This window comes from Ralstonia sp. 110700041-2, from assembly GCF_056280165.1.
This window is the reverse complement of sequence record NZ_JBSFAI010000008.1, coordinates 200,004-215,203: the sequence shown is the minus strand read 5'-3', so window position 1 is coordinate 215,203 and position 15,200 is coordinate 200,004. Positions and strand designations below refer to the sequence as shown.

The 15,200-nt window shown below is 64.6% G+C and carries 15 protein-coding genes; 11 read left to right on the top strand and 4 right to left on the bottom strand.

The window, feature by feature from the left end; genetic code table 11:
* Positions 1–78: 78 nt before the first annotated feature.
* Positions 79–1,008, bottom strand: a complete 930-nt coding sequence (locus ACUXH0_RS14170; RefSeq protein WP_004626580.1) for a LysR family transcriptional regulator — start codon at positions 1,006–1,008, stop codon at positions 79–81.
* 218 nt (positions 1,009–1,226) lie between these two features.
* Here ACUXH0_RS14170 and ACUXH0_RS14165 point away from each other — a divergent pair, with 218 nt between their 5' ends.
* The 4 genes from ACUXH0_RS14165 (at position 1,227) to ACUXH0_RS14150 (ending at position 5,853) form a co-directional block, all read left to right on the top strand.
* The gene (locus ACUXH0_RS14165) at positions 1,227–1,925 is read left to right on the top strand and encodes a haloacid dehalogenase type II (RefSeq protein WP_004626582.1); all 699 of its coding nucleotides are present in this window, start codon (positions 1,227–1,229) and stop codon (positions 1,923–1,925) included.
* A gap of 85 nt (positions 1,926–2,010) precedes the next feature.
* Entirely contained in the window at positions 2,011–3,591 is a 1,581-nt protein-coding gene (gene aceB / locus ACUXH0_RS14160) for a malate synthase A (protein ID WP_004626584.1), read from the top strand.
* 243 nt (positions 3,592–3,834) lie between these two features.
* A complete protein-coding gene (locus ACUXH0_RS14155; RefSeq protein ID WP_009238279.1) occupies positions 3,835–4,305 on the top strand; it encodes an SRPBCC family protein in 471 nt (156 codons plus the stop codon).
* A gap of 90 nt (positions 4,306–4,395) precedes the next feature.
* The gene (locus tag ACUXH0_RS14150) at positions 4,396–5,853 is read left to right on the top strand and encodes a DHA2 family efflux MFS transporter permease subunit (RefSeq protein WP_012435425.1); all 1,458 of its coding nucleotides are present in this window, start codon (positions 4,396–4,398) and stop codon (positions 5,851–5,853) included.
* Positions 5,854–5,896: 43 nt separating this feature from the next.
* Here the strand turns inward: ACUXH0_RS14150 and ACUXH0_RS14145 are convergent, their stop codons facing one another.
* Positions 5,897–6,166: an acyl-CoA-binding protein gene (locus ACUXH0_RS14145; RefSeq protein WP_012435426.1), complete on the bottom strand. Its 270-nt coding sequence runs from the start codon at positions 6,164–6,166 to the stop codon at positions 5,897–5,899.
* Between the two features lie 173 nt (positions 6,167–6,339).
* Here ACUXH0_RS14145 and tsaB point away from each other — a divergent pair, with 173 nt between their 5' ends.
* The 3 genes from tsaB to ACUXH0_RS14130 are packed head-to-tail and all read left to right on the top strand — an operon-like array spanning position 6,340 to position 8,395.
* Complete coding sequence (gene tsaB, locus ACUXH0_RS14140; RefSeq protein ID WP_012435427.1) at positions 6,340–7,080, top strand: tRNA (adenosine(37)-N6)-threonylcarbamoyltransferase complex dimerization subunit type 1 TsaB; 741 nt, start codon at positions 6,340–6,342, stop codon at positions 7,078–7,080.
* Complete coding sequence (gene rimI / locus ACUXH0_RS14135; protein ID WP_004626595.1) at positions 7,077–7,604, top strand: ribosomal protein S18-alanine N-acetyltransferase; 528 nt, start codon at positions 7,077–7,079, stop codon at positions 7,602–7,604. The genes tsaB and rimI overlap by 4 nt, the downstream gene beginning before the upstream one ends.
* On the top strand, positions 7,601–8,395 hold the full coding sequence (locus ACUXH0_RS14130; protein WP_004626597.1) for a uracil-DNA glycosylase: 795 nt from the start codon (positions 7,601–7,603) through the stop codon (positions 8,393–8,395). The genes rimI and ACUXH0_RS14130 overlap by 4 nt, the downstream gene beginning before the upstream one ends.
* A gap of 27 nt (positions 8,396–8,422) precedes the next feature.
* Here the strand turns inward: ACUXH0_RS14130 and lplT are convergent, their stop codons facing one another.
* Positions 8,423–9,739 (bottom strand): lysophospholipid transporter LplT, encoded by a 1,317-nt coding sequence (gene lplT / locus ACUXH0_RS14125; RefSeq protein ID WP_004626599.1) that lies wholly within the window; start codon positions 9,737–9,739, stop codon positions 8,423–8,425.
* A gap of 647 nt (positions 9,740–10,386) precedes the next feature.
* On the opposite strand from lplT, the gene alr reads away from it, so the two are divergent.
* The 4 genes from alr (at position 10,387) to ACUXH0_RS14105 (ending at position 14,084) form a co-directional block, all read left to right on the top strand.
* Positions 10,387–11,511 (top strand): alanine racemase, encoded by a 1,125-nt coding sequence (alr, locus tag ACUXH0_RS14120; RefSeq protein WP_012435428.1) that lies wholly within the window; start codon positions 10,387–10,389, stop codon positions 11,509–11,511.
* Between the two features lie 68 nt (positions 11,512–11,579).
* Positions 11,580–12,950, top strand: a complete 1,371-nt coding sequence (gene radA, locus ACUXH0_RS14115; RefSeq protein WP_004626603.1) for a DNA repair protein RadA — start codon at positions 11,580–11,582, stop codon at positions 12,948–12,950.
* 110 nt (positions 12,951–13,060) lie between these two features.
* Positions 13,061–13,540 (top strand): disulfide bond formation protein B, encoded by a 480-nt coding sequence (locus ACUXH0_RS14110; protein ID WP_004626605.1) that lies wholly within the window; start codon positions 13,061–13,063, stop codon positions 13,538–13,540.
* Positions 13,541–13,556: 16 nt separating this feature from the next.
* Positions 13,557–14,084, top strand: coding sequence for a 2-thiouracil desulfurase family protein (locus tag ACUXH0_RS14105; RefSeq protein ID WP_137910744.1), 528 nt, complete (start codon positions 13,557–13,559; stop codon positions 14,082–14,084).
* Here ACUXH0_RS14105 and ACUXH0_RS14100 read toward each other — a convergent pair.
* The gene (locus ACUXH0_RS14100) at positions 14,067–15,173 is read right to left on the bottom strand and encodes a CaiB/BaiF CoA transferase family protein (protein WP_012435430.1); all 1,107 of its coding nucleotides are present in this window, start codon (positions 15,171–15,173) and stop codon (positions 14,067–14,069) included. The two genes, ACUXH0_RS14105 and ACUXH0_RS14100, sit on opposite strands and share 18 nt — an antisense overlap.
* Positions 15,174–15,200: the final 27 nt, after the last annotated feature.

The window sequence follows — 15,200 nt, the reverse complement described above, 5'->3', positions numbered from 1 at the left end:
TCCTGAGGTGGTATGCGGGAAGATGTTCTTGTCTTGATTGTAGGCCGCATGCGGCGTTTCACCCACTCGGGGTGATTGCTAATCCATCCCGATCAAGGCGTCTGCCCGGCGCCAGTAGGCCGGGTTGCCATACGTGTTCTTTAGAAAATCGATAAAAAGACGCACGCGCAGCGGCAGATGCTTGCGCTGCGGAAACACCGCATGGATGCCAATCGGCGGCGCTTCAAAGGCATCGAGCACCGTGACCAGCTTGCCCGTGGCAATGTCGTGTCCGACCTCCCACCATGAGCGCCACGCCAGGCCATAGCCTTGCAGGCACCACTCGCGCAGCACGGCGCCGTCGGTGCATTCCATCGTGCCCGACACCTTGACGGTGACGGCCTTGCCGCCTTGCTGGAAGACCCAGCCGCGCTGCACGTTGGCACTGGCGCCAAAGGCCAGACAGTTGTGCGTCGAAAGCTGCTCCACCTGCGTTGGAACGCCGCGGCGCTCCAGGTACGACGGCGCAGCCACCACCACGCGGCGGTTTTCCCACAGGCGGATCGAAACGAGGCTCGAATCGGGCAGGTCGCCCAGGCGGATCGCGCAATCGAAGCCTTCGTTGACCAGGTCGACGACACGGTCGCCCAGGTCCAGCGTCATCGAGACATCGGGATGCGTCTCGATGAAGTCCGGCACCATCGGCGCGACATGGCGGCGGCCAAAACCGGCCGGGGCGGTCACGCGCAGGTGCCCGCTGGCTTTTACGCCACCGGCCGAGACGCTGGCCTCGGCGTTGTGCAGGTCATTGAGAATACGTTGGCAATCTTCCAGGAACGCCGATCCCTCGAACGTGAGGGTGATGCGCCGCGTGGTGCGCACGAGCAGCTTTACGCCCAGGCGCTCCTCCAGCGCGTCGATGCGGCGCCCGATGATGGCAGGCGCCACGCCCTCCGCGGCGGCGGCGGCGGACAAGCTGCCGCGTGTGGCGACGGCGACAAAGGTTTCGAGCTGCTTGAAATGATCCATGCCTGATGTATACCGTGGCAACCGGGGCCTGCGGGATTGTGACGAATATAAAGGTTATCACTCGTCATTCCATTGGTAAAAGTTAAAGATCAAGTGACCATTGCCGTCTTTGTGCGGTGCGTCAGCTTTTCTACAATGGCCCTCGTTGCGAAGGTCGGCAAGGCGTTCTGCGTAATGGAACGTACAAGCGGGTAGCCTTCGGGTCCGTGGAGCTTCTGATGCGTTCGATTCGGGCGGTGGTGTTCGATGCCTATGGCACGTTGTTCGACGTGTATTCCGTGGCCGCGCGCGCCGAGCAACTGTTTGCCGGCAAGGGCGAAGCACTGTCGGTGCTGTGGCGCGACAAGCAGATCGACTACACGCGCATCCGCTCGCTGGCCGGCCCCTCGGGTGAACACTACAAGCCGTTCTGGGACATCACCGTCGATGCGCTGCGCTATGCGGCGGCACGCCTGGGCGTAGAGCTTTCCGCCCACGACGAAGCCACGCTGATGCGCGAATATGCCTGCCTGTCGGCGTTTCCCGAGAACGTGCCCGCGCTGCGCCGCCTGCGTGAGATGGGCTTGCCGCTGGGCATCCTCTCCAACGGCAACCCGCAGATGCTCGACATTGCCGTGAAGAGTGCCGGCATGTCCGGGCTGTTCGATCACGTGCTGTCGGTCGACGCGGTCAAGCTCTACAAGACCGCGCCGCAGGCCTATGCGCTGGCGCCACAAGCGTTTGGTGTGCCGGCGGAACAGATTCTGTTTGTCTCGTCCAATGGCTGGGATGCCTGCGGCGCGACGTGGTACGGCTTCACAACGTTCTGGATCAACCGCCTGGGGCATCCGCCCGAGGCACTCGACGTGGCGCCTACCGCGGCCGGCCACGATATGCGCGATCTGCTGCAGTTCGTGCAGGCAACACAAGCGACGTAAGGCATTGCATTGAATCGGCCCAGTCATAGGGCCAAAGTAAGACCAAAGCGCGTTCAACCCTCACATCATCCTCTGGAGAACAACCATGGCGCTCACGCTGCCCCAAGGCATGGAGATCAAGGCTGAGATTCTGCCGGCCTATGAAGACATTCTGACCCCCGAAGCGCTGGCGCTGGTCGCCAAGCTGCACCGTGCCTTCCAGCCGCGTCGTAAAGAGCTGCTGGCTGCCCGTGTCGAGCGCGCCAAGCGCCTGGACGCCGGCGAGCGCCCGGATTTCCTGCCGGAAACCAAGGCCGTGCGTGAAGGCGACTGGAAGGTTGCTCCGATCCCGCCGGCACTGCATTGCCGCCGCGTGGAAATCACCGGCCCGGTCGATGCCAAGATGGTCATCAACGCGTTCAACTCGGGCGCGGACAGCTACATGACCGACTTCGAAGATTCGAATTCGCCGAGCTGGCACAACCAGATCCAGGGCCAGGTCAACCTGAAGGCTGCCATTCGCCGCACGCTCACGCTGGAGCAGAACGGCAAGACCTACAAGCTCAACGACAAGATCGCCACGCTGCAGGTGCGTCCGCGCGGCTGGCATCTGGACGAGAAGCATGTGCTGATCGACGGCGAGCGCGTGTCCGGCGGCATCTTCGACTTTGCGCTGTTCCTCTTCCACAACGCAAAGGAGCAGATCGCGCGTGGCGCCGGCCCGTTCTTCTACCTGCCGAAGATGGAAAGCCATCTGGAAGCGCGCCTTTGGAACGACATCTTCGTGATGGCACAGAACGAGATCGGCCTGCCGCAAGGCACGATCAAGGCCACTGTGCTGATCGAAACCATCCTCGCCGCGTTCGAGATGGAAGAAATCCTGTACGAACTGCGTGAGCACAGCGCAGGCCTGAACGCCGGCCGTTGGGACTACATCTTCTCGTGCATCAAGAAGTTCAAGGTCGACAAGAACTTCTGCCTGGCCGATCGCGCCAAGGTGACGATGACCTCGCCGTTCATGCGCGCCTACGCGCTGCTGCTGCTCAAGACCTGCCACAAGCGCGGTGCGCCCGCCATCGGCGGCATGAGCGCGCTGATCCCGATCAAGAACGATCCGGAGAAGAACGCCATCGCCATGGCCGGCATCATCGGCGACAAGAAGCGCGATGCGACCGACGGCTACGATGGCGGCTGGGTGGCGCACCCGGGCCTGGTCGAGCCGGCCATGAAGGAATTCGTGGCAGTGCTGGGCGACAAGCCGAACCAGTTCGAGAAGCAACGCCCGGACGTGGAAGTGAAGGCTGCGGACCTGCTGGACTTCCAGCCGGAAACGCCGATCACCGAAGCTGGCCTGCGCATGAACATCAACGTCGGCATCCACTACCTGGGTGCCTGGCTGGCCGGCAACGGTTGCGTGCCGATCCACAACCTGATGGAAGACGCCGCCACGGCGGAAATCTCCCGCTCGCAGGTGTGGCAGTGGATCCGCTCGCCCAAGGGCAAGCTGGAAGACGGCACCAAGGTCACGGCCGAACTGGTGCGCAAGCTGATCCCGGAAGAATTGGCCAAGGTGAAGGAGACGGGCGCGGTGGGCCACTTTGACCGCGCTGCAGTGATCTTCGAACAGATGTCGACGTCGGAAGACTTTGCGGAATTCCTGACCCTGCCGCTGTACGAAGAAATCTAAAAAAAATCGCTCACAGTCCTACTGCGCGGCCCGATCTTGGCCCTGCGATGCTCGCCGTACTCATGTACGGCTGCGCTTCTCGCGCCAACCTCGGGTCGCTCGCTACGGACCGTGAACGATTTTTAAGCGACGCTTAAAGTGCGCAACGGAAACGCCGGTTGGGGCAACCCGCCGGCGTTTTTTCATTTGGCGCAAGGTCGCCCGCGCCGCGCGATAATGTCACGAAATCTTGCGGAGGCCGCTTTGCGCTTTGAACACCTGGTGGAAGTCAACGATCCACTGAACCCCCTCATCGACACGCTCACCCTGAACCAGATCTGGCAAGGTCTGGTGCTGCGCGTGCGCGAGCAAACCGAATTTGTCGAAAGCCTGGACGCATGCATCATCACCGCTGAAGGTGACGGCTGGGTCGAGCGCGAACTCGTCTTCGGCAAGGCGCGCATCCAGGATCGCGTGACGCTCGAGCCGCACAAGCGCGTGACCTACACCACGGCAGCCACCGGCGAACACGCCGGCGGGTCGCTGACGATGACAATCGAGAGCAACGAGGCCAACGCCGCGTTCATCCGCTTCGTCTACGACACGACGCTGCCCAATGCCGATGAAACCGGCGACACGCGCTACGCCGAGATCGTCAAATCCGCCTACCGCGAATCCGACATCGACACCGTACGCCGCATCCGGGAGATCGCCGCCACCGGCCGCCTCGGCTGACGTGTCTTGCCCGGCCGGCGCTGGAGGAGGCGCCGGCCGGGTTTGCTCTGCCTGCACCCTGGTCGTCTCACACATCACGACAACGAGACCATGACGACATTCACGCCCACCCTGGAGGCGCTGCGCGCGCGTTACGGCGAGCGCTTCAAATGGCTCGTTCTCTTCACGCTGATGGTGGGTGCGGTGTCGTCCGTCATCTCCGCCACGATCGTGAACGTGGCGATTCCCGACCTAAGCCGGCATTTCGTGCTCGGGCAGGAACGCGCGCAGTGGGTATCGGCCAGCTTCATGGTGGCGATGACGTTGTCGATGCTGCTGACACCGTGGCTGCTGCTGCGTTTCGGGCTGCGTCGCACGTTTATCGGCGCGTTGCTGCTGCTGGGCGTCGGCGGGCTGGCGGGTGGCCTGTCGCCCAATTACGAAGTAATGATCGCCATGCGCGTCGTGGAAGGGATTGCGGCCGGCATCATGCAGCCGCTGCCCAACATCCTGATCCTGCGCGTGTTTCCCGAGCGCGAGCAGGGCAAGGCGTTCGGCCTGTTCGGCTTTGGTGTTGTGCTCGCGCCGGCCGTGGGCCCGAGCGTGGGCGGTTTCCTGGTGGAATTGTTCGGCTGGCGCTCGATCTTCTTCGTGGTGATGCCGTTCACGCTGATCGGCTGGGCGATGGCGCGGCGCTTCATGGCCATCAACTCGTCGATGGCAGGCGAGCCCAAGCCGCTCGATTGGCGTGGCCTGCTGCTAATCGGCGGTGCGACCGTCACGCTGCTCAACGGACTGGTCGCGCTGCATGGCGATGCTGCGCACGGCATAGTGCTGATGCTCGTGTCGGGCGTGTGCCTGGCGGGCTTCGTGTTCTGGCAGCGGCGGGTGGAGTCGCCGTTGCTGAACCTGCGGCTGTTCAGCTACCGGCAGTTTGCGATGGGGGCAGTCGTGGCTTTCATCTACGGGGCAGGGCTGTACGGTTCGACGTACCTTGTGCCCGTGTATATGCAGGTGGCGCTGGCCTATGCGCCGTCGCGCGCCGGGCTGGTGCTGCTGCCGGCCGGCCTCGTGCTGGCCGTGACGATCATGCTGGCGGGGCGCCTGACCAATCGCATCGAGCCTTTCCGACTGGTGTCGTTCGGGCTGGCGGCCCTGGCGCTGTCGTTTTTCCTGATGGCCACCAACACCCGGGCAACGAGCTATCTGCTGCTGATCGCCATCGCCGTCATCGGGCGGGTTGGGCTCGGTTTCGTGCTGCCATCGCTGAGCCTTGGCGCCATGCGCGGTGTTGATTTCACGTTGATCCCCCAAGGCTCCAGCGCCGTCAATTTCCTGCGCCAATTAGGCGGGGCGATCGGTGTGTCGGCTACGGGCATTTTTCTGCAATGGCGGCTCGCCACGCGGGGTATCGAAACGGTGCACGGTGCGGCAGTTGACCCCGAAGCTCGCATCCTGGCCTTTGACGAGACCTTCGTCTTTCTCGGGACGCTGTGCGCACTGGCCGTGCTGGCTGCATGGCGCATGCGCCGCCGCGAGCTGCCGTCCGCCATTCCTGCAGCGCAATAAAAAACCGGGCACGGGGCCCGGTTCTTCGTTGGCGATTCGACGATCAGGTCGTTGCGCCGCTCTTCAGTTCTTCGACGAGGTCGACGTACTTTTGCTTGGCTTCGTCCTGCGACGTGCCTTTCAAGCCTTCCCACGCCTCAAACTTGTAGCGCCCGACGATGTCGGTAAAGCCCGGCTTGTCGCCGTGCGCGTCGCCTTCGGCGCCTTGCTTGTACAGCGCGTACAGACGCAGCAGCGTCATGTTGGCGGGGCGCTCGGAGAGGCCCTTGACGTCGATTTGGGCTTGGTCGAAACGGGCTTGCAGGTCGCTCATGATGATTCCCGGCTGAAAACAATGGTCAGGCGATGATAGCGCCGGGGTTGGGCGGTCGGGCCGTTTGAATTCGAGGACGGCTTCGGTTTTCTGGTCGATTTTTCGCTCGGTTTCCCCGTCGGCGGCCACGGGTTTGCGCCTTCGGGCGCCACACCAGCCGTTACAATGCCGCCATGCCCTGGATTCTTGCTTTCGACACCTCCACCGAGTTCTGTTCCGTCGCCCTTGGTGACGGCACGCGCACGCTGTTCCGACATGAACACACTGGCCCGCGCTCCAGTAGCCGCGTGCTGCCCGCGGCCTCCGAATTGCTGGCCGAGGCGGGCATCGCCCTGGCCGATTGCGCGGCGATTGCCTTTGGCGCTGGCCCTGGTTCGTTTACTGGCCTGCGCACAGCGTGTGGCGTGGCGCAGGGTTTGGCCTTTGGTGCGGACTTGCCTGTCGTGCCGGTCAACTCGCTCGTCGCCTGCGCGGAACAGACGCGCGCAACATTGCCCACCGGCACAGCCGTGACCATCGCACTCGATGCGCGCATGGACGAGTGCTACTGGGCCAGCTTCGTGCCCGCCGATGCGGCGCAGGATGCCTCGGGGTGGCATGCGCTTTCCGCCATCCAGGTGAGCGGGCCGCAGAGCGTTGCCGCGCCGTCGCAGCGGTACTGGCTGGCAGGCAATGCCGCCGCGGTGTTCGGCGATCAGTTAAGCATTGCCGCAGGCGCCGAGGCTTTGTTGCCCGAAGTCGCGCCGCACGCCCGCGAGATCATCGCCGTGGGTCTGCGCCTTCTGGCAGCCGGCCATACGGTCCGACCCGAAGACGCGGCGCCGCTCTATGTGCGTGACAAGGTTGCGCTCACCATTGAAGAGCGGCAGGCGGTGCAGCTGGCCAAGGCCGCTGCAGCAGGTGCCCAGCCATGAGCCTGATCGAGAGCACGTTGGCCCGCGTCATCACGCAAGCGCCGTTGCCTGCGGGCTGGCGGGCGGAGCGCATGACGGCACTCGATGTGGCTGGCGTTGCGGCGCTCGAGCAGGTGGCGTTCACGTTTCCCTGGTCACGCGGCAACTTTGAGGATTCGCTCAAGTCCGGGCACCTCGGCATTGTGTTGCGTGATGGCGGCAACGAGGTCGCGGGCTACCTGATCCTCATGCCGGTGGTCGACGAGATGCACCTGCTCAACGTAACCGTTGCGCCGGCGTGGCAACAGCAAGGGCTTGGCCGTTGGCTGCTGCGCCTGGCCGCGGCGCTCACGTTGTCGCATGGCTTCGGCAGCCTGCTGCTGGAAGTGCGCCCCTCCAATACCGGCGCGATTGCGCTGTATCACCGTGTCGGGTTTGCCGAGATCGGCCGGCGCAAGCGCTATTACCCGGCCGAGAACAACGCGCGCGAAGATGCGCTCGTCATGCGCATGGTGTGCGAGGCGAGCGGGGTGGAGGCAGCATGAATCGTCGATCCCGAATGCTCGAAGCGCTGGGCGTTTCGACCGAATGGACCTTGCGCGGGGCTGAGCCGGCCGGGTTGGAGGCCGTCGAGGTCGCCGCCGCCGAGCCGGTTGCCGTAGAGGTGGAAGCCGATTCGTTTGTTGCGGCCGAGTCCGTGCCCGTGCGAGGTGAACCGCCTGTCATGCACGCGTTATCGGACACGGCTGCACCACGCGCCCAGCGCATCGCCGCGTTCGACTGGGCGCAGCTCGAAGCTGCCGTTTCCAACTGCACATCGTGCAAGCTCTGCGAGCGTCGCACGAACACCGTTTTCGGCGTTGGCGATCGCGAGGCGGAATGGATGCTGATCGGCGAGGCGCCGGGTGAGCAGGAAGACAAGCAGGGCGAGCCGTTTGTCGGCCAGGCCGGCAAGCTGCTCGACAGCATGCTGCGATCGATCGGCTTGTCGCGCGAGAAGGGCGTGTTCATCGCCAACGTGCTCAAGTGCCGCCCGCCCGGCAATCGGGACCCGGAGCCGGACGAAGCAGCGATGTGCGATCCGTATCTCAAGCGTCAGATTGCGCTGGTCAAGCCGCGCATCATCGTCGTGCTAGGCCGCGTTGCCGCGCAGAACCTGCTGCAGACGCAGACGCCTGTCGGCAAGCTGCGCGGCACGGTGCATGACGTGGAAGGCGTGCCCGTGGTGGTGACCTATCACCCGGCCTACCTGCTGCGTACGCTGACCGACAAGGCGCGTGCCTGGGAAGACCTCTGCCTGGCGCGTAAGATCTACGCGGAGCGCGGCGGCCAGTAGCTGTCCGCCGGCGGGGCGGGCACTGTGTCAGTGGTGCTTGTCTTCGCCGATGAGCGCGGCGGTGTGGAACAGTTTCTCGTTGATGCGATGCCGGCGCATGACCAGCGCCATCGTCAGGCAGACGAAGATGCCGAACGACACGATCACCACGCCCACCGACACATTGAGCTTGATGAGCAGCGCGTAGAGGCACAGCATCAGCAGCACCGAGACGTTTTCATTGAAGTTCTGCACCGCAATCGAGTGGCCGGCGGAGAGCAGCACGTGCCCGCGGTGCTGCAGCAGCGCGTTCATCGGCACCACGAAGAAGCCCGACATCGCACCCACGATCATCAGGAACAGGTAGGCGATCATCATGTACAGCGGCAGCTTCATGTGGCCGATGTGGAATGTGATTTCGGGAATCGTGTGCTTGGTGTAGAACGCCATCAGCATGACGACCGCGCCCATTGCCACGCCCACCGGCAACACGTCGAGCGACCGGCGCAGGGGGATCTTCACGGCGGCAGCCATGGCGCCCGCGGCCACCCCTACGGCGACCACGGCCTGCAGAATGGCACCCTGCGAGAGGTTCAGCTCCAGCGATTGCTCTGCCCACTTCAGCACGATGAATTGCAGCGTGGCGCCCGCTCCCCAGAACAGCGTCGTCACCGCCAGGGAAATCTGGCCCAGCCTGTCGTGCCACAGGGCGTTGAAGCAGTCGGCAAACTCGGAAATGAGACGTACCGGATTCTTTTCCTGCTGCGGATAGCGTGCGCCGGTATCGGGAATGCGCGTGTTGAACAGCGCCGCGATCAGGTAGATCACCATGATCACCAGCATGGCCGCTTCGGCCGGTGTATCGATGCGCTCAAGCCCAGGAATGTCGAACGACAGCAGCCATGCCGAGACATGGTTGGAGATCAAGGCCCCACCTAGCACGGTGCCGAGGATGATCGAGCCGACGGTCAGGCCTTCGATCCATCCATTGGCCGCGACCAGCTTTTCAGGGGGGAGGAGTTCGGTAAGGATGCCGTACTTGGCCGGCGAATATGCCGCCGCACCGAAGCCGACCACACCATAGGCGAGCAACGGATGCAGGCCGGTGAGCATCACGCCACAACCAACCAGCTTGATGGCATTGGTGATGAGCATCACCTTGCCTTTGGGGCGGGAGTCGGCAAATGCGCCCACGAAGGCGGCAAGTAGAACGTAAGAGAGTACGAAGAACAATTTGAGCAGCGGGGTCATCCACTGCGGCGCATGCATCTCTGTGAGAAGGGCGATGGCGGCAATGAGCAGCGCATTGTCAGCGAGCGACGAAAAAAACTGCGCCGCCATGATGGTGTAAAAACCCTTCTTCATACCTTCGAATTCGTCCCCGTAGACCGCGGTGCCATGTTCGTCTTCACGTCTTGCCGGCAGCGTGCCAGCACCCGGAAGCGCCCTCCGGGAGGTGCCGGCCAAGCGGTGCGTCGGCTGAGTGGCCGCGCAGCGCACAGGTGCGCGGTGGCGGCATTGAAGCCAGCGCCCGCGTGGGCTCCCCTGATTGTGGTTCCCTTGGACGGGGCCCGTTCGGTGCTGCAAGCCGCGCACCGCCGGACAACCGTGGGAATCTTCACTGACAGGCGTTCGGGCCATGCGTTCCGCCCGCAGTTTGTTTTGGTCTCGCCTGTTTGCATGCTCAAACCCGATGTGACGCCATCGCGCAAAGAGAAGTGGCTGGTGCCCAACTTTCCTCATGCTGGCTGCGCATCACGACGGTTTTCCCATGCCTAAATTGAACGGCTTTATATCATGAAACTTGTGCGCTTCCGGTGACGGCGGCGCACTTTCTTTCTGAGCATGCTGATGACAGGCGCGAACCAGTTGGTGTCCTGTGGTCAAATAGAACGCTCACCGCGTGAGGCCGGGCGCACCGGCCTCCGCACAGTCAATTTGCCTGTTGCACTGCAGCACCGACGCCGCGCCACGAGCGCGCCATCGCATTCACGTTTTGCAGGTTTGCCGTCATGCCAAGACCCATCCAGGCCGTCATCCACGGCCCAGCACTTGCCAATAATCTCCAGATTGCCCGCCGTCATGCGCCCAACTCGCGCGTGTGGGCTGTCGTCAAAGCCAACGCGTACGGCCACGGTATCGAACGCGTGTATGAAGGCCTGCGCCAGACCGACGGTTTCGGTCTGCTCGATCTGGACGAGGCCGTCCGCCTGCGCCAACTCGGCTGGCAGGGGCCGGTCCTCCTGCTCGAAGGCTTTTTCAAGCCGGAAGACCTGGCCATCGTCGAGCAGTACCGCCTGACGACCACCGTCCACTGCGAAGAGCAACTGCGCATGCTGGAACTGGCGCGCCTGAAAGGGCCCACCAGCGTGCAGCTCAAGATCAATACGGGCATGAGCCGACTCGGCTTCGCGCCCGCCGCCTACCGCGCCGCATGGGAGCGCGCCCGCGCCATTTCAGGCGTCGGCACGATCGTCCACATGACGCATTTTTCGGATGCCGACGGCCCGCGTGGCATCGAGCATCAACTCGCGGCGTTTGAGCGCGCCACGCAAGGTTTGCCGGGCGAAGCGTCGCTGTCCAACTCCGCGGCCACGCTGTGGCATCCGAAGGCGCATCGCGACTGGGTGCGCCCAGGCGTGATCATGTACGGCGCATCGCCGACGGGCGTGGCGGCGGATATTGACGGCACAGGCCTGATGCCCGCCATGTCGCTCAAGAGCGAGCTGATCGCCATCCAGGATCTGCAGCCGGGCGCGACGATCGGTTACGGCTCGCGCTTTACCGTGGAGCACCCGATGCGCATCGGCGTCGTCGCGTGCGGTTATGCCGACGGCTACCCGCGCCATGCGCCGGGCTGGGACGGCAACCATACGCCGGTGCTGGTCGACGGCGTGCGCACGCACATCGTGGGCCGCGTGTCGATGGACATGATCACCGTGGATCTGGCCGGCGTGCCCGAGGCGCGTGTCGGCACGCCCGTCACGCTGTGGGGCGAGGGCTTGCCGATCGACGACGTCGCACAGGCCTCCGGCACGGTTGGCTATGAGTTGATGTGCGCACTGGCGCCGCGCGTGCCGGTATTGGTCGAGCCCGTCGGCACGGCAGAGGCCGGCGACCTGGGCAAGGCTGCCTGAGCGCCGCATCGTTAATACAAAGATCAAGCGGCGGTCGCCCATGCGCGGCGCCGTAAGCAGGGGGTTGTTTGGCCAAGAGCAAGACGGTCTATACGTGCACCGAATGTGGTGGCACGGCACCGAAGTGGGCGGGGCAGTGCCCGAATTGCCAGCAGTGGAACACGCTGGTGGAAACCGTCGCGCAGCCGACGTCCGGCGCCGGCGCGCGCTTCCAGTCGCTCGCCTCCAGCGCGACGGTGCGCAAGCTGTCGGACATCGACGCGGTGGATGTGCCGCGCTTCTCCAGCGGCATCGACGAATTTGACCGCGTACTGGGCGGTGGCCTGGTCAGCGGCGGTGTTGTGCTGATCGGCGGCGATCCCGGGATCGGCAAATCGACGCTGTTGCTGCAGGCGCTGTCCAACCTGTCGGCCGATCGGCGGGTGTTGTACGTGAGCGGCGAGGAGTCCGGCTCGCAGATCGCGCTTCGTGCGCGTCGCCTGGGCATCGAAAGCCCGAACCTTGCGCTGCTGGCGGAGATCCAGCTGGAGCGCATCCAGGCGACGATAGAAACGGAAAAGCCGGAAGTCGTCGTCATCGATTCGATCCAGACGCTGTATTCCGAGGCGCTGACCTCGGCGCCAGGCTCCGTGGCCCAGGTGCGGGAATGCGCGGCGCAGTTGACGCGCATTGCCAAGCGGCTGGATGTGACGACCATTCTCGTTGGCCATGTGACCAAGGAAGGCGCGCTGGCAGGCCCCCGTGTGCTCGAACACATTGTCGATACGGTGCTGTATTTCGAGGGCGATACGCATTCCGCCTACCGGCTGGTGCGGGCGTTCAAGAACCGTTTCGGCGCCGTCAACGAGCTGGGCGTGTTTGCGATGACGGAGCGCGGCCTGCGTGGCGTGGCGAATCCGTCGGCGCTCTTCCTGTCGCAGCACGAACAGGTGGTGCCGGGCTCGTGCGTGCTGGTGACGCAGGAGGGCACGCGGCCGCTGCTGGTGGAAATCCAGGCGCTGGTGGATACGGCCAACGTGCCGAACCCGCGCCGCCTGGCGGTGGGCCTGGAGCAGAATCGGCTGGCGATGTTGCTGGCGGTGCTGCACCGCCACGCCGGCATTGCGTGCTTTGACCAGGACGTGTTCCTGAACGCGGTGGGCGGCGTGAAGATTACCGAGCCCGCGGCGGACTTGGCGGTGCTGTTGGCGATCCATTCGTCGATGCGCAACAAGGCGCTGCCGCGCGGGCTGGTCGTGTTTGGGGAGATCGGCCTTGCCGGGGAAATCCGCCCGACGCCGCGCGGTCAGGAGCGGTTGAAGGAAGCGGCCAAGCTGGGCTTCTCGATTGCCGTGATCCCGAAATCCAACGCCCCGAAGCAGGCAATCGATGGGCTGGAGGTCATTGCCGTCGAGCGCATTGAACAGGCCATCGATCGGGTGCGGGCGCTCGAGGCTTGATCGTTCAAAATTTCACTACGGTATCGCTCGTGCCATTTGAAAATGCGTGTGCCGTTGCGGTGCGATAATCCGCCAACTTTTCTCCACGACTCCTCTGTACTGACGCCGCCATGCAAGCCAACTCGCGCGCCTTTTTCCTGCTGATTGCCGTGATCTCCTTCGGGGTGGTCGGCTATGCGCTGTACCTGCAGCACGTCGAGGGGCTGCAGCCGTGCCCGCTGTGCATCCTGCAGCGGTTTGCTTTCCTGGGCATTGGTGTGTTCTCGCTGCTGGCGGCCCTGTCGTCGGCCACGCGGCTGCTGTGGCACGGGCTGGCGATGCTGTCCGGGCTGGCCGGCCTGTGTGTGGCGGGGTACCACGTATCGCTGCTGCTGAACCCGAAGGCAACGTGCGGGATCGATCCGATTGAGAACTGGGTCAACGCGCTGCCGACTGCCAAATGGTTGCCGCAGGTGTTCGAAGCCGATGGCCTGTGCGTCGGGCCGATGCCGCCGGTGCTGGGCCTGTCGGTGCCGGTGTGGTCGCTGATCTGGCTGGTGATTCTGTCGCTGACGCTGGTGGTGGGGATGATCCGCCGCGAGCGCCGCTAACCCAGAGCCGCAGATCATGCAACGCGTGCTGGTGAGTGCCTGCCTGCTGGGCCAGCCGGAGCGCTATGACGGCGGCACGGTCGCCACCGAGGGCGGCATCCTGGCGCGCTGGCAGATGGAAGGGCGTATCGTGCCGATGTGCCCGGAGATGGCCGGCGGTTTGCCGGTGCCGCGTCTGCCCGCGGAAATTCACGGCGAGGGGGGGGGCGCGGCGGTACTGCGCGGCGCAGCCCGTGTCGTCGAACACCACGGCCACGATGTCACCCAAGCGTTTCTCGAAGGCGCGCAACGCGCACTGGAAGCGGCGCAGGCGGCCGGCGTGCAAGTCGCCGTGCTTACCGAGCGGAGCCCGTCTTGCGGTTCTGCGTTTCTCTACGACGGGACGTTTTCCAGCCAGTTGCAGGAAGGCGAGGGCGTGACGGCGGCGCTGCTGCGCCAACATGGCATCCGCATATTCAGCCAGCACCAGCTGGAAGAAGCCGGGCGGCTGCTCGATGCGCTCGACGCGCAGGATCGCGCCGATTCGTCAATCGGCAAACCGTAGCGGCAAGGCAAGCTGCACGGGCTCGCCGTTCTCCTTCACCACGCTGTTGCGCTCGACAAAGAGCGGATGTTGCAGCGCTTCTTCCATGCGCAGCACGGGCGTGACACAGCAATCGGCATCGGCAAAACGCGCGGTCCATTCGGCTTGGGTGGCGGTCAGGAAGCGCGCAGCAAGTTCGTCGCGAATGGCGCGTGCGTCATCGCCGCCGACGCGCTGGCCGAGCGCCCAGTGCCGCTCTTTCCATTCGGGCTTTTCGATGACATCGCACATCGCCTGCCAGAACTTCAATTCGAGCGCGCCGACGGCCATGAAGCGATCGTCCGCCGTGCGATATACGCCGTAGCACGGCACGCCGCCATTGAGCAGATCGGTGCCCGCGGGGCTGGCCTTGCCGCGCGTGCCGACGGCAAAGAACGCCATCAGGTTGTGCGCGAACACCGAATCCGTCATCGATACATCGACGTAGCGGCCGCGGCCCGTGGCGCGCGCGTCGACCAGCGCAGCCAGGATGCCGACCACCGCCGTGAGCGCGCCGCCCAGCAGGTCGCCGATCTGCACGTTCGGGACGATGGGCGTGCCATCCGCGCTGGCAAGCTGATCGAGCATGCCCGCATAGCCGACGTAGTTGATGTCGTGGCCGGCGGCTTGCGCGAGCGGGCCGTCCTGGCCGTAGCCGCTGATGGAACACATGACGAGCGCGGGGTTGGCCGCGCGCAGCGTGTCCCAGCCGACCCCGAGGCGCGCCATGACGCCAGGGCGGAAGCTTTCGATCAGCACATTGGCGTGGCGTACGAGTTCGATGAGCGCGTCGCGGTCTTCGGCGCGTTTCAGGTCGAGCCGCATTTCGGTCTTGCCGCGATTGAGCGAGCGGAAGAACAGGCTCGGGCGTTCGGCCGCGCGGTCAGCGGAGGTGCGCATCATGTCGCGGGCGTAGTCGCCGGGGCCGGGGTCTTCGATCTTGATGACTTCAGCGCCGAGGTCGGCCAAGTGCCGCGTGGCGGCCGGGCCGGGCAGCAGGCGCGTCAGGTCGAGCACGCGCACGCCGGCCAATGGCTGGTGCGTGGCGGTGTCCGGCGAGGGCGATGTCATCAACAGGTCTCCTTGGCCGGACGCGCC